We start from the raw sequence: 16,498 nt of genomic DNA, 5'->3' as shown, positions 1-16,498 counted from the left end.
CTGCTCACCGCTGCCATCACCACCGACATCTACCTGCTCGCCCTCGCCGTGGCCAACCACGCCCGTTTCGTGACCTTAGACCGCAATGTGTCGCTGCGCGCGGTCGTCGACGCAACGGCGGCGCATCTGGAGGTGCTGTAGGTGCGGGCTCGACCGCGCTTGGTCGCGTTGAGTCATCGGCCACGATGCGATGCGCGATGCCACAAAGGCGACGTCAAGCCGTCGCCTACATCAGGCTGTAGGCGCGGGCTCGACCGCGCTTGGTCACGTTGAGTCACCTGCCACGATGCGATGATCGATGCCCCAAAAGCGACGTCAAGCCGTCGCCTACATCGGGTGGTAGGCGCGGGCTCGACCGCGCTTGGCCGCTTCGGGTGGTAGGCGCGAGCCTGCGGAACGAGAACACCAGCGTGAAACACGTACCGCCTCGGCGGCACATAATTTGCGTGGCCGTCTGATTTCAACGACCCAATGCAGCCGCGGACACGCACACCGGAACACCGCAAGATGAACCAACCACTCCCTCAAAGCGCGCCCGGCAACTCGATCGCGATTCAAGACGTCAAGTTTTCCCACCTTCGTTACGCAAATGTCAGCCAGAGTTTGTCTACACGGAAGATGAACTCGACGCCCTTTGTCATCCCCCGCGCCGAAATCCCGGGCAAGAACGTCGGCAATCCAGCCCGCCGAGCATCCGAGCCGCGACCACTCTCGCATAGCGCGCCGTCAAACCGGGAAAAGGGGAGCGTATGAAAGCCGTCATTCTTGCCGGGGGCAAAGGCACCCGGTTGTCGGAAGAGACGGCGACGCGCCCCAAGCCCATGATCGAGATCGGTAGCATGCCCATCCTGTGGCACATCATGAAAGGCTACGCAGCGCACGGTATTCACGAGTTCATCGTCTGCTTGGGGCACAAGGGCTATCAAATCAAAGAATGGTTTGTAAACCATCGCCTGCACCTGGCGGATATCACGGTTGACCTGCGCAGCGGCAACATTGACGTGCATCGGCAGGTAGGTGAACCGTGGCGTGTCACCCTGGTGGAAACCGGGGAAGACAGCCTCACCGCCACGCGCATTCGGCGCGTCGCCCACTATCTCGATGGCGACGAATTTTGCATGACCTATGGCGACGGCGTGGCTGACGTAAACATCACCACACTGCTCAATTTTCACCGTGCGCAGGGGCGCGAGGCCACCGTTACCGTGGTGCAGCCACCCGGGCGTTTCGGCGCAGTAGATCTCGACGGAACGCAAGCGCGTGGCTTTGTAGAGAAGCCCATGGGCGATGGCGGCTGGATCAACGCCGGATTTTTTGTGCTATCGCCCCAGGCTCTGCGCCACATTCCTGACGAGGATTGCATGTGGGAGGCCGAGCCGATCGAATCCTTGGCACGCGCCGGACAGCTATCTGCGTACCGCCACACGGGGTTTTGGCACCCGATGGATACGCTGCGTGACAAAAACCGACTGGAAGAACTTTGGGGCAGCGGCAAGGCGCCGTGGAAAACCTGGGCATGAGCACCCCACCCCCATCCATCAACTTCTGGCGCGGCAAACGCGTGATGCTGACGGGCCACAGTGGCTTCAAAGGCGCGTGGTTGGCACTGTGGCTCACGCGCCTGGGCGCGCAGGTGACCGGCCTAGCGCTGCCGCCGGCCACTACGCCCAACCTATTCACCGTGGCGCGCGTGGGTGCGGATCTTGGGGCCAGCCCTTGGTGCGACCTCCGCGACGCAAAGGCCGTGGCTGCGTTAGTGCGCGCGGCGCGCCCGCAGATCGTGCTGCACCTGGCAGCGCAGGCGCTGGTGCGCACCGGCTACGCTGATCCGCTGACGACCTGGTCCACCAACGTACAGGGCACGGCCCATTTGCTCGACGCTCTGCGCGGCCAACCGGATGCGCGCGTGGTCGTGGTCGTCACCACCGACAAGGTCTACCGCAACCGCGAATGGGTCTATCCCTACCGAGAGGACGACCCGCTCGGCGGGCACGACCCCTACAGCGCCAGCAAGGCCGCAGCTGAACTGGTCACGGCCAGCTACCGCGACGCCTTTCTCGCCGCCCAAGGCGTGGCCGTCGCCAGCGCACGTGCCGGCAACGTGATTGGCGGCGGCGACTGGGCAAGCGATCGCCTTATCCCCGACGCCGTGCGCGCTTGGGAGGCATGCCAAACGTTGCAACTACGCCACCCCGCCGCCACCCGGCCTTGGCAGCACGTGGTCGAACCCCTCGCCGCCTACCTGCAACTGGCCGAGCGCCTATGGGCTGCGCCACAGCTCGCCGGCGCCTACAACTTTGGCCCCCTGCCGCACGAGGTGGCCAACGTGGGTGAAGTAATCAACATGGCCGCTAGCGCTTACCCAACAAGCGCAACTAGCTATTGCAACGATAACGATCAACCGCACGAAGCCGGCCGGCTGGCGTTGGAAACCGCCCACGCGCGCCAGGCGCTGGGCGTGGCACCGCGCTGGGACCTGGCCACAGCCGTCGAGCGCACCATGGCCTGGTACTGCGGCTATGCGCAAGGTGGCGATGCACGCACGCTGTGCGAAACGGATTTGACCGCTTTTGAGGCAGACACATGACAGCACAAGGTCGGACACCGCAAGAGATACGCACCGAAATTGCCCGCTTGGTCGAGCAATACGCCGCCCTGAGCCTGGCCCCTGCACCCTTTATTGCGGGCACCACACCCGTGCCGCCGTCGGGCAAGCTGCTGGGCGCGCAAGAGCTTCAGTACATGGTCGAGGCCAGCCTGGACGGGTGGCTGACCACAGGCCGTTTTAACGCAGAGTTTGAGAAAAAATTGGCCGCCTTTATTGGCGTCAAACACGCCATCACGGTCAACTCCGGCTCCTCCGCCAACCTGATTGCCTTTCACACCCTCACATCCCCCAAGCTGGGCGATCGCGCCATCCAGCCCGGCGATGAGGTCATCGGCGTGGCGGCGGGCTTTCCCACCACCGTCAACCCCATCCTGCAGTTTGGCGCCGTGCCCGTGTTCGTGGACGTGGAACTGGGCACCTACAACATCGACGCCAGTCTGATCGAGGCCGCCATCAGCCCCAGAACCAAGGCCATCATGCTGGCCCACACCCTGGGCAACCCCTACAACCTGGAGGTGGTGACCGCGCTGTGCAAAAAGCATGGCCTGTGGCTGGTGGAAGACTGCTGCGACGCCCTCGGCTCCACCTACCAGGGCCGCATGGTGGGCACCTTTGGCGACATTGGCACGCTGAGCTTTTACCCCGCGCACCACATCACCATGGGCGAAGGCGGAGCGGTGTTCACCAACAACCTGGAGCTCAAAGTCATCGCCGAGAGCTTTCGCGACTGGGGGCGCGACTGCTATTGCGCCCCGGGCAAAGACAACACCTGCTGCAAACGCTTTGGCCAGCAGCTGGGCAACCTGCCACTAGGCTACGACCACAAATACACCTACAGCCACCTGGGCTACAACCTCAAAATCACCGACATGCAAGCCGCCTGCGGGCTGGCGCAACTGGAAAAAGCCGAGCAATTCATCGCCCAGCGCAAGGCCAACTTTGCGTACCTGCACGAGCGGCTGCGCGACTGTGAAGAATTTTTGATCCTGCCCCATGCCACCGAAGGCTCGGCCCCGTCCTGGTTCGGCTTTCCCGTCACGCTGCGGGAAAACGCCCCTGTTTCGCGCCTGGACTTGCTGACCTACCTGGATCAGAACAAGGTGGGCACCCGCCTGCTGTTTGCGGGCAACCTCACGCGCCAGCCTTATATGCCGGGCAGGAACTACCGCGTCAGTGGAGAATTAAGCAATACCGACAGGGTAATGAACAACACCTTCTGGGTTGGCGTGCAGCCGGCCTTGACGACGGCGATGCTGGATTTTGCAGTCGCCAAAATCCGCGCCTATCTGGGTATTGATTTTGATGAATAAATGAATAATCAGGAGAACTGAAATGCGATCCATCAGCCAGCGTGATAAAGATTTATTTGAAAATCTGTTTGTCTTGGAGTTGGCGAATAACCACTGGGGTCGATTGGAGCGTGGGCTAAAAATCATCCGTGACCATGCGGCCATTGTGCGCTACAACAACGTCAAGGCTGCCATCAAGCTGCAGTTTCGGGATGTGGATGAATTCATTCATCCCAGCTTCAAGGGAAATACCGAGCTACGTTACGTCAAGAAAACCGAAGATACCCAGCTCACCCGGGAGGAATTTTCGCGCATGGTGGATGAGATTCGCAATCTCAGTTGCATTCCTATGGCGACTCCTTTTGATGAGGCTTCGGTGGATTTGTGTGTTGAATTCGATATGCCCCTCATCAAGATTGCCAGCTCCGATATGAACGACTGGCCCTTGATTGAAAAAATTGCCTCCACCCGCCGTCCCACCATCATTTCCACCGGGGGGGCTTCGGAAAAAGACTTGGACGACATCGTTCGGTTTTTTGAAAGGCGCGATATTCCATTGGCCATCAATCACTGCGTTTCTCTTTATCCCAGTGAAGACGGTGAATTGCATCTGGATCAGATTGACTATCTGCGCAGCCGCTACCCCCGCCATGTCATTGGCTTATCTACGCACGAGTACCATGATTGGCACTCATCCATGTTGATTTCTTACGGCAAGGGCGCACGCACCTGGGAGCGCCACATCGACATTCAGTACGAAAACGTGCCCGTATCCAATTACTGCTCCCTGCCCGAGCAGTGCGATAGATGGTTCAAAGCCTTTCACAAAGCCAAGGAGATGTGTGGTGGTGTGAGTGGCAGCCGTCGTATCATTTCCCGCAAGGAAACAGAATATCTCAATGCGCTGGTGCGTGGCGCGTATGCGCGCCGTGACTTGGCGCCTGGCTATGTGTTCGAGAAGGAACAGTTTGAAAAGGATTTTTATCTGGCCATTCCTCTGCACAAGGGGCAACTGTCTTGCCGCGAAGTGATGAATGGAGAACGCTTGCTGCAACCCATCCAGGCCAATGAGCGCCTGACCATTGACCATATTGATGGTCCTTACAGCGAGAGTCCCGCGCTCAAGAGCCTGATCTTGAATCGGGGGCTTTGACGGTGAAGCGTATCGCTGAACAAATCGCCGACTGGCTCGCTGCCCAAGGGGTGGAGCAGGTCTTTACCGTCACCGGCGGCGGGGCCATGTTCCTCAATCAGGCGCTGGGCGGGCACGACCAGCTGCGCTGCACCTTCATGCACCACGAGCAAGCCTGCGCCATGGCGGCCGAGGGGTATGCACGCATCACCGGCAAGCCCGCCGTGGTGATGCTGACCACTGGCCCTGGCTCGGTGAACGCGCTCAATGGCGTGTATGGCGCGTTCACCGACTCGATTCCGATGATCGTCCTGTCGGGCCAGATCAAGCGCGCAACCTGCATCGACTTTCATGACCCCAGCCAGGTGCGCGGCCTGCGCCAGCTCGGCGACCAGGAAGGCCCGACCATCGCCATGGCCAGCCCGGTGTGCAAACTCGCGCGCCTCGTGCGCGCCGGAAAAGAGCTGGAAACCCTGCTGCCCCAAGCCTGGATGGAAGCCACAAGCGGGCGTCCCGGCCCTGTGTGGCTGGATATTCCGCTGGACATCCAGCAATCGACCGAGGCAATCCAGATCCCCGCCCCCCCAGTGCCTGCCGCCAAGCGGGCCGCAGAGCCGCTGCGCGCTGACTGCCGCACCATCATTGAGCGGCTGCGCCAGTCTCACCGCCCGCTGATCCTGGGCGGTACGGGCGTACGCATCTCGGGCACCGTACAGCGCCTGCTAGCGCTGGTCGAGCGCCTGGGCATACCCCTGGCCACGGCCTGGACGCACGACCTCATCGCCTCCGACCACCCGCTGTTCGCGGGCCGCCCGGGCACCATCGGCACCCGCCCGGGCAATTTTTGCCTGCAGGCCGCCGATTGCGTGCTGGTGCTGGGCTCGCGCCTGAACATCCGCCAGACCAGCTACAACTGGGATGCCTTCGCCCCAAATGCCTGGCTGGCACAGGTGGACATCGACGCGGCAGAGCTGAACAAGCCCACGCTGCAGCCCGACCTGGGTGTGGCGGCGGATTTGAATGACTTTCTCGATGCGCTGGAAGACGAACTGGCCAATCTGCCCTTGCCCAGCTACCAGCTCTGGGTGCAGTGGTGCCAGCAGATCGGTCAACGCTACGACGCAACGGCGGAGCACCAGCAACAGCCCGGTGCGCCGCTGAACCCCTACGTCATGGTCAGCCGTATTTTTGCGCAGCTACGGCCTGACGACGTCGTCGTCTGCGGCAACGCTTCCGCCTGCATCCTGCCCTTCCAGGTCGGCGCACTGCAAAAGGAGCAGCGGCTTTTCAGCAACTCCGGCTCCGCCTCGATGGGTTACGACCTGCCCGCAGCCCTGGGTGCGGCCACCGCTGCGCAGGGTACCCGCCGCGTGGTCTGCTTCGCGGGCGATGGCAGCCTGCAGATGAACATCCAGGAGCTGCAAACCCTCAAGACCATGGGCCTGAACGTCATCGTCATCGTGCTCAACAACCGGGGCTACCTGTCGATCTGGCAAACGCACGAGAACTTCTTTGGCCGCGTGATTGGCGCCACGCCCGAGTCGGGTGTGGAGTTCCCCGACTTCACCGCCGTGGCCCGGGCCTACGGCCTGCGCGCCGAGCGCATCGCCGCTGAGCACGACCTGCCCCGGCTCGACGGGCTGCTGCAGGGCGATGGCCCGCTGCTGATCGACCTGCACGTCGATCCCCGGCAGGAGTTCGCCCCGCGCATCAAGTCGCGCGTGGACGAACAAGGCCAGTTCGTCACGCCAGAGCTGGACGATATGCATCCCTTCCTCGACCCGGGCACGCTGCAGCAGATTCGCAGCGAAGCGCTGACGATCCGCTCATTGCCATGACGGACACAGCGGACTTCCTGCGCCTGCGCGAGCCAGTTGCCGCGCCCGGTCTGGATCCCAGCCGCCCCTGCTGGATTTTCGGCGCGGGCAGCTTCGGCCGCAGCCTTGCCAGCGCCATGCAGGCACGAGGCATCGCCGTCGCCGGGTTCGTGGAAACCACCCCGCGCACTGGTGCAGCACTGGGCCTGCCCGTGCTCGACTGGCGCGCGCTTGCGCGCGAGGCGCCCCAGGCCCAACTGGCCCTGGGCATCTTCAACCGCGACACGCCCTACGACCAGTTGCTGGCCCTGCCCGCCGCCGCCGGGTTCGATCCGCCGTTGATGCCCTGGACGCTCTACGAGCCGCTGGCCCAAGCGCTGGGCTGGCGCTTCTGGCTCAGCCCCCGCGCCCTGCTGCTAAATGGGCTGGAGCGGATCGCCCAAGTGGCGCAGCGGCTGGCCGACGCCGAGAGCGTGCGCACGCTCTACCGCATCTGCGCCTTTCGGCTGGGGCTGGACATGGCTTACGCCAGCTTCCGGTCTGCCGATCGGCAGTATTTCAACGCGCTGACCCTGCCCGCTCTGCATGGCCGGGCCATTACCTACGTGGACTGCGGCGCCTACGATGGCGACAGCTTCGACGATCTACTTGCCCAGCCCGGGATCGCTTGCACGCAAGCCTTTCTGCTGGAACCTGACCCCGCCAACTACGCGCGGCTGACGCAACGTGTGGCGGCGCAGGCCGTCTGCCTGCCGCTGGCGGCGGCGCAAGCGCATGGCAGCCTGCTGTTCCAGACTGGCCAGGGCGAAGCTTGTACTCTTGTCAATGGAAACCCTGCTGCGGGGGGGGGTATGGGTGCTTCCGTCACGGCAGTGGCGCTGGACGAGTTGCTGCCAGGCACACACGTTCACTTCATCAAGTTCGATATCGAAGGCGCCGAGGCCCAGGCGCTGCGCGGCGCGCAGCAACTCATTGGGCGATGCCGCCCGGTGTTGGCCGTGTCGCTCTATCACAACCCCCAGGATATCTGGGAGCTACCCGAACTGCTGTTCGAACTGTGCGGCGAGGGCTACCGTTTTCACATCCGCCAGCACGGGTGCAACTCGTTCGATTCCGTGCTGTACGCGGTGCCTTACCAGGGTTTTGAATGAAATTGACCTCTAACGACCTGCCAAAAAGCGCGGATAGCTATCAAAAGTAGAGTGAAATGACCATGAACCTGCTGCTGACGGGAGGTACCGGCTTCTTCGGCAAGGCCCTGCTGCGGCACTGGCAGGAGGCCCCGGCTCCACCACACGTTGCTGTGCTGAGCCGCAACCCGGATGGTTTTCTAACTCAGCACCCGGAATTCGCTGCGCTGCCCTGGCTGCACTGGCACGCGGGGGACATCCTTCACCCCGCCAGCCTGCCTATGGGCATGGCGTTCACGCACCTGCTGCACGCGGCGGCGGATTCCACGCTGGGGCCGCAACTCACGCCCTTGCAGCGCTACACCCAAATCGTCGATGGCACGCGCCACCTGTTGGACTACGCCGTGGCCCAGGGCATCCCGCGCTTTCTGCTCACAAGTTCCGGCGGTGTCTATGGCACGCAGCCGCAGGGCATGGCCCAAATCCCCGAGGACTACCACGCCATGCCCGACCCGCTGGACGCCGGCAACGCCTACAGCGTTGCCAAGCGCTGCGCCGAGCACCTGTGCGCCTTGTACCTGCAGCAGTACGGCATCCAGACCGTGGTGGCACGCTGCTTTGCCTTCGTCGGACGCGATCTGCCGCTCGATGTGCATTTCGCCATCGGCAACTTCATCCGCGATGCGCTTGCCCACCCCCAGATCACGGTGAACGGCGATGGCTCCCCCATTCGCTCCTATATGGATCAGCGCGACCTGGCCCGCTGGCTCGACGTGCTGCTGCACCAAGGCCGCTCAGGCCAGGCCTACAACGTCGGCTCGGATAGGGCCCTCAGCATTGCAGAACTGGCATACCAGGTGCGTGACCTGCTGGCGCCGGGCAAGCCCGTTCACATCGCGGCGCGGGCTGTGGGCGGTGCGCGCCAACATTACGTACCCTGCATCGCCAAGGCGCGTACCGATCTGGGGCTGGACTTGCGCTACACCCTGCAAGACGCAGTGCAGGAGACAGCACGCCATGTAGTCATGTGGAGACTTTGCAATGAAGACCATTGAACTGGCCGACGCCTGCATTTGCTGCGGTGCAAAAAACCTGGCGTCCTCGCCCGCTGTGCTCATGCCCTTCGTTGCCAGCCGCGCCCTGGGCCAGGAGCCGCTGGAGATCACGGCAGACTGGGGGCTGCGCGACCTCCAGCCCGGCATGGCCTACACCCTGTGCCATTCACTGCAATGCCGCGCCTGCGGCGTGCTGTTTCTGGACCTGCGCTTCACACCCATGCAAATGGCAGCACTCTACGAAGGCTATCGCGGCCCGGCCTATACGCGGCAACGCGAGCGCTTTGAGCCGGGCTATGCGGCCACAGTGGCGCAGGACTACGGACACCGCCATGCCTACGTGGCCGAGGTGGAAGCCTGGCTGACCCCCCACCTGCCTCCACAGCCGCTGATTCTTGATTGGGGCGGTGGCGATGGCCGCAACACCCCCTTCCTAGGCTGTGCGCGGGTGCGGGTACACGACATTTCCGGCGCTCTGCCCGTTACAGGGGCAGAGTGCGCCCCCCCCCTTTGCATCGCACCACGCCACGCCCGCCTACGACCTGGTGGTGTGCATGCAGGTGCTCGAACACGTGGCCGACCCGCTGGCCGTACTGCAAGAGCTGACCGCCCACCTGGGGCCGCAAACTCGCTTGTATGTCGAGGTACCGCACGAGGCGTTGATACGCCAACACCCACCCGGCACCGATATGACGCCCCACAAGCGCCATTGGCACGAGCACATCAACTTTTTTACCGAGGCGGCACTACGCCAGCTGGCCGCACGCGCTGGTCTGCGCGTGCTCGACACACTGCACCTGCCATTCAACAACGGTGCCCGCCAGGGCGAAGTGCTGGGCCTGCTGCTGGCCTGGGAGGCCCTATGACAGCGCGCGGCATCGTGTTCGAACTGGACGGAACACTGATTCACGCTGCGTCGTCCAGCTTGGCGTCAATGAACGTCTCCGTCGATACGGCGGGTTTTCACCCCATCCGCCCGTTTGCGCCCGATATGATCGACCCACCACTGCGCGATGCCCTTACCGCCCCGTTGGCACGCGGCCCTGCCAACCAGGCGAACGACGTCGCGGAGGAATTCAAACGGCGCTACGACAGCATCGGGTACCATGACACACGAGTCTATGATGGCGTCGCCGAAACGTTGGCGCAACCGCGCCAACAGCACGCCATCGGGCGCCCGACGATCGCGATTAACAAACGCTTCGTGCCGACGCGGCGCGTCATTGAGCACCTTGATTGGGAAGACGTTTTCGACGAGATACGCACTTTTGACGCCTTCACGCCACCCCTGAGCAGCAAGGCCGCACTGCCCGCCAAGCGACGCCCTGGGTTGGCCGCAGCGAGCGCTTGCATGGGAGATCGCCCCGAAGATACGGCGGCCGCCGTGCCCGCTGAGCGGCTATTGTTTCCTGAGGCATGGGGATCCGCCCACCCAACATTGCATGCGGCAGCAACACCGCGCAATTACCAGGCCAGCTGAATTGCTGGCCCGGCGTGGCCGCCCCCGATGATTGCGAGCGACAAGCGGAACGAAGAACCTCACTGCCGAACCGATTGGTGCCTTTCATGACGACAGCCAAGACACAAAGAACATCACCGCCGCTGATAAGCATTGTCACGGGTTGCTTTAATGAACAAGATAATGTCTTGCCTTTGTATCAGCGAATTGTTGCGATATGGAAGACGATGGCGCACAAATATCGTCTGGAATTGATATTTATCGACAATTGCTCGCAAGACGCCACCGTGGAGCGAATCACCGAATTATGCGCGCACGACCCACGAGTTAAGCTCATTGTAAATGCGCGCAATTTCGGCCATGTGCGATCGCCATTTCATGCGATGCTGCAAGCCGGTGGAGTTGCAGTCATAGGCATGGCGTCCGACCTGGAGGACCCACCTGAACTGATACCGCAGTTCATTGAAGCATGGGAACAAGGAGCTTCCGTTGTAGCTGGCGTGTATGAGCAGCCAATCAATTTCGGATTACTGGGCCTGGCGAGAAAACTTTACTACCGCATCATCTCTACCGTGGCAGAAGCCCAACCGATTCCTGCATTTACGGGATTCGGCTTGTACGATAGAAGAATTGTCGAACTGCTGCGCCAAACCGCTGGCCCATACCCTTATGTGCGCGGTTTGGTATCGGAATTTGGCCTGCCAATCAAAACGATTACATTCAAGAAACCCAAACGCAGCAGCGGCGCCAGCACCCAGACTTTTTTAACATTGTTCGATTTTTCAATTTTGGGCCTTACCAGCATGTCGCGAGCTCCCATTCGCATCGCGACACTACTTGGGTTGATCCTGTCCATCGTTGGTTTCTCGATCGCTATTTTGTACTTGATAGCAAAATTGGTATTCTGGAGTCAATTTCCTCTTGGACAAGCCCCATTATTGATAGGGATTTTTTTGTTTGGCTCAGTGCAAATATTTATTACAGGGTTAGTTGGCGAATATATCGCATCCTTGCATCAACGCGCGCAAAATTTTCCGCACGTAGTGGAACGCTGGCGCTTGAATTTTGGCAACACCGAAGCGATTGATACGACAGTCAATATTAATGAAAAAATTACTCGATAGCGTGCCACTGCGATACGTCGCAATGGGTCTGTGGAATACGCTATTCGCGTGGTTCGCTTTCGCGGCCGTATGGTCAGTTGGCGAATCGCGTGCACCTCTCTGGCTGTTGGCGGTGCTGGCGCACGGCATTGCCACGACGCAGTCCTTTCTTACACAAAGGAATTGGGTATTTCGTCCTACCGAAGGAAGCGCAATCGCTCAGTTTTGGCGCTTTCAATTGGTGTACGCCGGCCTCCTAGGTGCCGGCGTTTTCATGCTTCAAGCCCTCGCTGCCCAAGGGCTGCACCCGCTCGTGGCGCAGACTTGCGTCATGGCCACGCAGGCCGTGATTGGCTTCGCTATGGGGCGGTCGTTCACGTTTTCGGAACGACCCGTCGCGGTTCGACATTTATTTGCGCGCGCTGCGCGCGCGGTTCGCGCGAGTATTGGTGTGTGGCTTATGTTTGTTTTCAGTACGGCCACATTTTACTTGCTCATGATTGAACCGTTTTATCAGTCGCCGGATCACGTTGGGCACGACTTTTCCTTATCGGGAATCGCCCTTCTGGAGGGCGCGAATTGGCTCTACGCAAACGGATTTTTCGGTGGGCTGTTCAATCCGCCTTGGTTCACCCCAGCCTGGTGCGCTGGCACTGCGTTTTTCGCTGACCCGCAGGCTGGATTTTATTCGCCTATACAATGGCTCGCAGTGCTTCTTGACCCATTCCGGGCGGTTGCGATCGGAACGCTAATATTTAGCGGTTTGGCATTCTGGGGCAGCTATTTTCTAGGGCGAATGACACTGCGTTGGCCCCGGCACCCCTCGGCGATTTTTGCCCTGCTTGGTATGGTTAACACATTCCAGCCGATGCGCTCGGCAGTCGGTGAATCGGGATATCAAGCATTTGCCTTGTGGCCCTGGGTGATGCTGGCGATTTCCTGGCCGACCGCGGTTGCCGCGCGTTGGCATTCTCGCGTCGGAATACCGTCGCTCATGGTTGCACTCGGTCTCACCGGCTGGATTCAGTTTGGTTTCGCCGGAATGATGGTGCCCACTTTTTTAGGCATCACGCTACTTTCGCTTGTCCTTGCGCTGACAGGTCAGCTCTCTTTGGCATTAGCCGCTTGGCGGGTGACGATCGGCGCCGTCATGGCAATCGCGATCAACGCTTCGAAGTTGTACGAGGCTGCTAGCCTCATGCGCAACTTTCCGCGCGATTTTTATTCGCTCCCGGGTTTTCCGAATCTTTACGACGCTTTGGTCGCGGGGTTCATGGCGCTGTTCGCGCCATCGGAATGGACTGCGTTTTTTGCGCAGCGCCGTATGACCAATGTGCAATTCACGGCTTTTCCGCACGAGTGGGCACTGGAATTCGGCTGGGGTGCATTGTTGATGGCCGGCGTCGCATACATTTTGTTTGTCCGATCGAGAGCAACCAAAGCGATGCCCGCGCACGCCTCAGCGCGGGCGTCAAGAGGCGGGTCCTCATCAGCAACGTCGAGCGTCAAGATGCTCGTGGGAGCGTGTGCACTCGCGTTGCTGTGCTTGCCAATCCTTTTGCTATGGGATCAAGGCACGGTTAGGTCGGTGTTGAAAGCAATACCGATCCTCAATAGCGCGGCATGGCCAATGCGTTGGCTGGTCATCTACATCCCGCTGGCACAGGTGCTGCTGGCGCTGCCCGTCGCAAAGCAACTCGCGCTTAGCCAGCCGGAGGTACGACGCACGGCACTCACCGTGGGTGCGGCGCTTTTGGTATGGCTCGGCCCAATGACGATGCCAACCGCCTACTATCGGAACGGTGAAATCCAGAGTTACGACCCTAGGCCGATAGCCGCCGCACACGCCGCGTTGGTGCGTTCAGGGACACCGATTGCTATTGATCGCGTTGCCGAGGCGCCGACTGACGGTTTGCCGCTCAACCGCAACGATTCGATGTTGCAGGGCGCATCGGAGGGCTATTGCTACAACCCGATTTACGGCTACCGCCTGGAAGCCTTCCCTCAGATCGAACGCATTACCGCCGGCCCAGTACTCGCCCAGCACGCGGACGGCCAGAGTTTCATTTTCAATCCGGCCTGCCTGATTCACCCGGCAGAAAACCGATGCAAACCGGGTGATGGGTTTCGTCTGAGTGAACCCGCCCAACGCCACGCCGCCGAAAACTTTGTCGCACGCCGCCCATTCTCATGGAGTCGGCCGTGGGTCGGCGATCTCGCATCCTGGGTGTCTCAAGGCGCACTTTGGGTGGTGCTCACCACCGTGATAGCTTTGGTTTGGACATCGATTCTGCGATCTGCCGAGCCCACGTGACGCACCGCGCGCCAAGGCCTTGCGCGCTACTGAATCAAACGTTGCCATACCTCACTGCGACAAAATGCGTTGTCGCTGCCACTGGCATAGACCTGGCAAAACGTCGTCCTGAACGTTGTCATGCCGAGCCGCGACGCCGCTTGCATTTCCACCGGAACGGAATTTTTCAGCAGTGCGTATCCCTTCGAAAATCGTGTGATGTCACCCGTCAAGATCGCCTGCCTCATTTCCAGATGCGAAATCAGGTAATCGTCTCCCGCAGCGTGTTTAGCCGCGCGTAGCGCCAGTGCGCGCGCGATGAGCGGCTCCGCAGCCGCGGGCTCATTCCACATCTGCCGCACCTCCGCATAACGCGAAATGGTTTGCATATCAGGCAAACCGTTCGTGTCCTTGATCTCAAGCGCACGATCGAAGAACGTGATCGCCTCATTCTTGCGCCCTTCGAGGGCCAGCGCGACCGCATACGGCGTCAGCAATGCGGGCGCCACCTCCTGCCCGCGCAGCTGCCTTTCAACGCGCGCCAACGCGGCAGCGCGATCCGGCGTGTGCGAGGTCGCCTGCAAGTAGGACGCAGTGGCGCGTACGTCGCCGGGATACTGTGTGAAATTGGATGCAAACAATGTCGCGTCACTACGCCAGATTGGCAAAATGGCGCGCACGAACGCGATATTTCCTAGCACCAACAATACGACGAATGGCGCAGCGCAGACAAGCAAAGCCTTACGGCGGTCAACAGACGACGCCATCGCCCGAGCGAACCCGTAGACCCCCGCCGAAACCACGATCGCCAATGGGAGCGCGAGGAATCGGTTCTCGCCGATATTTCCGCCCAACCGAAGTGGGATTATATTCAGCACGGGCAGCAGCGAAATCACTGCTGCAAAGAACAACCACGCCGTCGTCGATCGCAACCGCCATGCAACAAGTGGCAGAAGAAGGGTGAGGCTCAAACACACCAATGAAGGCGTGCTAGCGTTGGTCAATCGCAAGACATCGTCGATTTCCAAAGGATGAATGGGATTGGTGTCCCGATACGGATAGACGAGCAGGCGCAGATAGAACAAGAGCGTCGCAGCGACCAGCAAAACCACCCGTAACGGACTATCGGCAAGTGCCGAGACGGACGAATCCACATGTATCATGCCGGGATGAACAACCGCTCTGATCGCCAGATAAATCACAACACTTGCCGCGATACCTGTGATCAGAGTAGTGTTCGATCGCATCATTTCACCAAACCGCACCGGCGATATTCCTGTCGCGACCGCCCGAAATATCCAAATGATGGCGGGCAATGTGATGGCCATTTCCTTTGAAAAGAGCGCAAAGAGCACGCACATCGCCGCCCACCACGATAGGTTCGACCTACATTGAGACGTCACCAACGCCAGCGCGGCCAAAGAAAACGCCGTGACCATCAGATCGAATCGACCCGAGACCCAGGCAGCGCTCTCGACCATCGCAGGATGCAACCCGTACAGCAGCGCGGCTGCGGGCGCAACCCAATCCTCCCAAAGGGTTGGACTGTTCTTGGGTGCCCCGCGCACGGCCATCCTGGCGCAATTTCTTGCCAGCAAGCCAACCAATGCGCAATTGATCAAATGGATAGCCAAATTCACGGCGTGCGAAACACGTGGATTGCCATCGGAAAGCGCAAATTCGATCACGAAACTCAGCAGCACCATCGGCCGGAAATAGGTGGTGCCATCGAGAACCGGCATCACTATGTTGCCAAGGCTTGCGAAGCCATCCCGCAATCTTTGGTCTACCAGAAACAACAGGCGGTCATCGTAGACATATCCGAACGTCAAGCTGGGCCAATATACCGTTGCCACGACGGCGATGGCCATTGCGAAACCAATCCACGTCCTTGCGGCGCTGCCGGAGAAACCGAGCTGTGAATTCGGCTGCATTTGTTCTCGGAAAAGTGCTTTTTGATTGCGCGATTAAAGCGATGAACGGCCCGCGGAACGTACCGACTCCGGTTGCGCGCCGGCGGCACCGTGGCATAGGCTACGTTGTACTCGACGCGCGGTCTCGTTGTATCACGCCGGCATGGACACACGGCTTCGAAAAACGAAAAACCCGCCGCAAGGCGGGTTTTCGGTCACGAACAGGTTCTGACGGTAAGGAAAGTTAGCGGCAGCTTGAAGGGCGATATTTCGACGCAATCGAGCCAGAGCATTTCCAGTCCAGCGCGAAGGTGCCCGTAGCGCCGGCAATCACCGACGGAGTCAACGTGAGGGTACTATTGGCGAGTTCCGGCGGCGCCGAGAAGGTCGCCGTCACGACCCCACCCGCACCGACCGCAACGCCGGACACGTACTTCGTCGCACCGGTATCACAGCCGGCGAGCGCGTTCGTGTTCGCAAGCGAGCTGTTGGACGAGTAATACTCGGCGACGCCCAATTTGCACGGCGTCATGACAGACAAACCTTCCGACGCCTTGGCGCGAACCGTGTAATCCTGATACATCGGAATCGCGATGGCAGCCAAGATACCGATGATCGCAATCACGATCATCAACTCGATCAGGGTGAAGCCCTGTTGCATACGACGTTTCATGTCAGTTCCTTTCAAGGAGAGTGGCT

The 16,498-nt window shown here is 60.5% G+C and carries 13 protein-coding genes; 11 read left to right on the top strand and 2 right to left on the bottom strand.

Annotation, left to right across the window (positions count from 1 at the left end; all coding sequences use genetic code 11):
- Window positions 1-749 precede the first annotated feature (749 nt).
- The 11 genes from rfbF (at window position 750) to WMK75_RS15530 (ending at window position 13,907) form a co-directional block, all read left to right on the top strand.
- Window positions 750-1,520: a glucose-1-phosphate cytidylyltransferase gene (gene rfbF, locus WMK75_RS15580; protein ID WP_347268530.1), complete on the top strand. Its 771-nt coding sequence runs from the start codon at window positions 750-752 to the stop codon at window positions 1,518-1,520.
- Window positions 1,517-2,587, top strand: coding sequence for a CDP-glucose 4,6-dehydratase (rfbG, locus tag WMK75_RS15575; protein ID WP_347268529.1), 1,071 nt, complete (start codon window positions 1,517-1,519; stop codon window positions 2,585-2,587). Before rfbF ends, rfbG begins: the two co-directional genes overlap by 4 nt.
- Window positions 2,584-3,918 carry a lipopolysaccharide biosynthesis protein RfbH gene (rfbH, locus tag WMK75_RS15570; RefSeq protein ID WP_347268528.1) on the top strand — a complete coding sequence of 445 codons (1,335 nt, stop codon included), beginning with the start codon at window positions 2,584-2,586 and terminating at the stop codon, window positions 3,916-3,918. Before rfbG ends, rfbH begins: the two co-directional genes overlap by 4 nt.
- A 22-nt stretch (window positions 3,919-3,940) precedes the next feature.
- Window positions 3,941-5,050, top strand: a complete 1,110-nt coding sequence (locus tag WMK75_RS15565) for an N-acetylneuraminate synthase family protein (protein ID WP_347268527.1) — start codon at window positions 3,941-3,943, stop codon at window positions 5,048-5,050.
- 2 nt (window positions 5,051-5,052) lie between these two features.
- Window positions 5,053-6,867: a thiamine pyrophosphate-binding protein gene (locus WMK75_RS15560; RefSeq protein ID WP_347268526.1), complete on the top strand. Its 1,815-nt coding sequence runs from the start codon at window positions 5,053-5,055 to the stop codon at window positions 6,865-6,867.
- On the top strand, window positions 6,864-7,997 hold the full coding sequence (locus WMK75_RS15555; RefSeq protein ID WP_347268525.1) for an FkbM family methyltransferase: 1,134 nt from the start codon (window positions 6,864-6,866) through the stop codon (window positions 7,995-7,997). The genes WMK75_RS15560 and WMK75_RS15555 overlap by 4 nt, the downstream gene beginning before the upstream one ends.
- Window positions 7,998-8,059: 62 nt before the next feature.
- Window positions 8,060-9,031, top strand: a complete 972-nt coding sequence (locus WMK75_RS15550; protein WP_347268524.1) for an NAD(P)-dependent oxidoreductase — start codon at window positions 8,060-8,062, stop codon at window positions 9,029-9,031.
- A 440-nt stretch (window positions 9,032-9,471) separates the two neighbouring features.
- Window positions 9,472-9,897, top strand: a complete 426-nt coding sequence (locus WMK75_RS15545) for a methyltransferase domain-containing protein (RefSeq protein ID WP_347268523.1) — start codon at window positions 9,472-9,474, stop codon at window positions 9,895-9,897.
- Window positions 9,894-10,511, top strand: a complete 618-nt coding sequence (locus tag WMK75_RS15540) for an HAD hydrolase-like protein (RefSeq protein WP_347268522.1) — start codon at window positions 9,894-9,896, stop codon at window positions 10,509-10,511. The genes WMK75_RS15545 and WMK75_RS15540 overlap by 4 nt, the downstream gene beginning before the upstream one ends.
- An 86-nt stretch (window positions 10,512-10,597) precedes the next feature.
- A complete protein-coding gene (locus WMK75_RS15535; protein WP_347268521.1) occupies window positions 10,598-11,614 on the top strand; it encodes a glycosyltransferase family 2 protein in 1,017 nt (338 codons plus the stop codon).
- A complete protein-coding gene (locus WMK75_RS15530; RefSeq protein ID WP_347268520.1) occupies window positions 11,595-13,907 on the top strand; it encodes a GtrA family protein in 2,313 nt (770 codons plus the stop codon). The genes WMK75_RS15535 and WMK75_RS15530 overlap by 20 nt, the downstream gene beginning before the upstream one ends.
- Before the next feature lie 26 nt (window positions 13,908-13,933).
- Here WMK75_RS15530 and WMK75_RS15525 read toward each other — a convergent pair whose 3' ends face one another.
- Complete coding sequence (locus WMK75_RS15525) at window positions 13,934-15,757, bottom strand: hypothetical protein (protein WP_347268519.1); 1,824 nt, start codon at window positions 15,755-15,757, stop codon at window positions 13,934-13,936.
- Window positions 15,758-16,043: 286 nt separating this feature from the next.
- Window positions 16,044-16,498: pilin (locus tag WMK75_RS15520; RefSeq protein ID WP_347268518.1), on the bottom strand; the 455-nt coding region annotated here is incomplete at its 5' end.

The sequence above is a fragment of the Paracoccus sp. (in: a-proteobacteria) genome, from assembly GCF_039808215.1.
Lineage (GTDB): Bacteria > Pseudomonadota > Alphaproteobacteria > Rhodobacterales > Rhodobacteraceae > Paracoccus.
The sequence above is the reverse complement of the archived record's forward strand: the minus strand, read 5'-3'. Positions and strand labels throughout refer to the sequence as shown.

Coding starts and splice junctions, on each gene's coding strand:
- rfbH (WP_347268528.1), top strand. CDS start 2,584: ATGACAGCACAAGGTCGGACACCGCAAGAGATACGCACCGAAATTGCC.
- WMK75_RS15550 (WP_347268524.1), top strand. CDS start 8,060: ATGAACCTGCTGCTGACGGGAGGTACCGGCTTCTTCGGCAAGGCCCTG.
- rfbF (WP_347268530.1), top strand. CDS start 750: ATGAAAGCCGTCATTCTTGCCGGGGGCAAAGGCACCCGGTTGTCGGAA.
- rfbG (WP_347268529.1), top strand. CDS start 1,517: ATGAGCACCCCACCCCCATCCATCAACTTCTGGCGCGGCAAACGCGTG.
- WMK75_RS15540 (WP_347268522.1), top strand. CDS start 9,894: ATGACAGCGCGCGGCATCGTGTTCGAACTGGACGGAACACTGATTCAC.
- WMK75_RS15535 (WP_347268521.1), top strand. CDS start 10,598: ATGACGACAGCCAAGACACAAAGAACATCACCGCCGCTGATAAGCATT.
- WMK75_RS15565 (WP_347268527.1), top strand. CDS start 3,941: ATGCGATCCATCAGCCAGCGTGATAAAGATTTATTTGAAAATCTGTTT.
- WMK75_RS15555 (WP_347268525.1), top strand. CDS start 6,864: ATGACGGACACAGCGGACTTCCTGCGCCTGCGCGAGCCAGTTGCCGCG.
- WMK75_RS15525 (WP_347268519.1), bottom strand. CDS start 15,757: ATGGCCATCGCCGTCGTGGCAACGGTATATTGGCCCAGCTTGACGTTC.
- WMK75_RS15530 (WP_347268520.1), top strand. CDS start 11,595: ATGAAAAAATTACTCGATAGCGTGCCACTGCGATACGTCGCAATGGGT.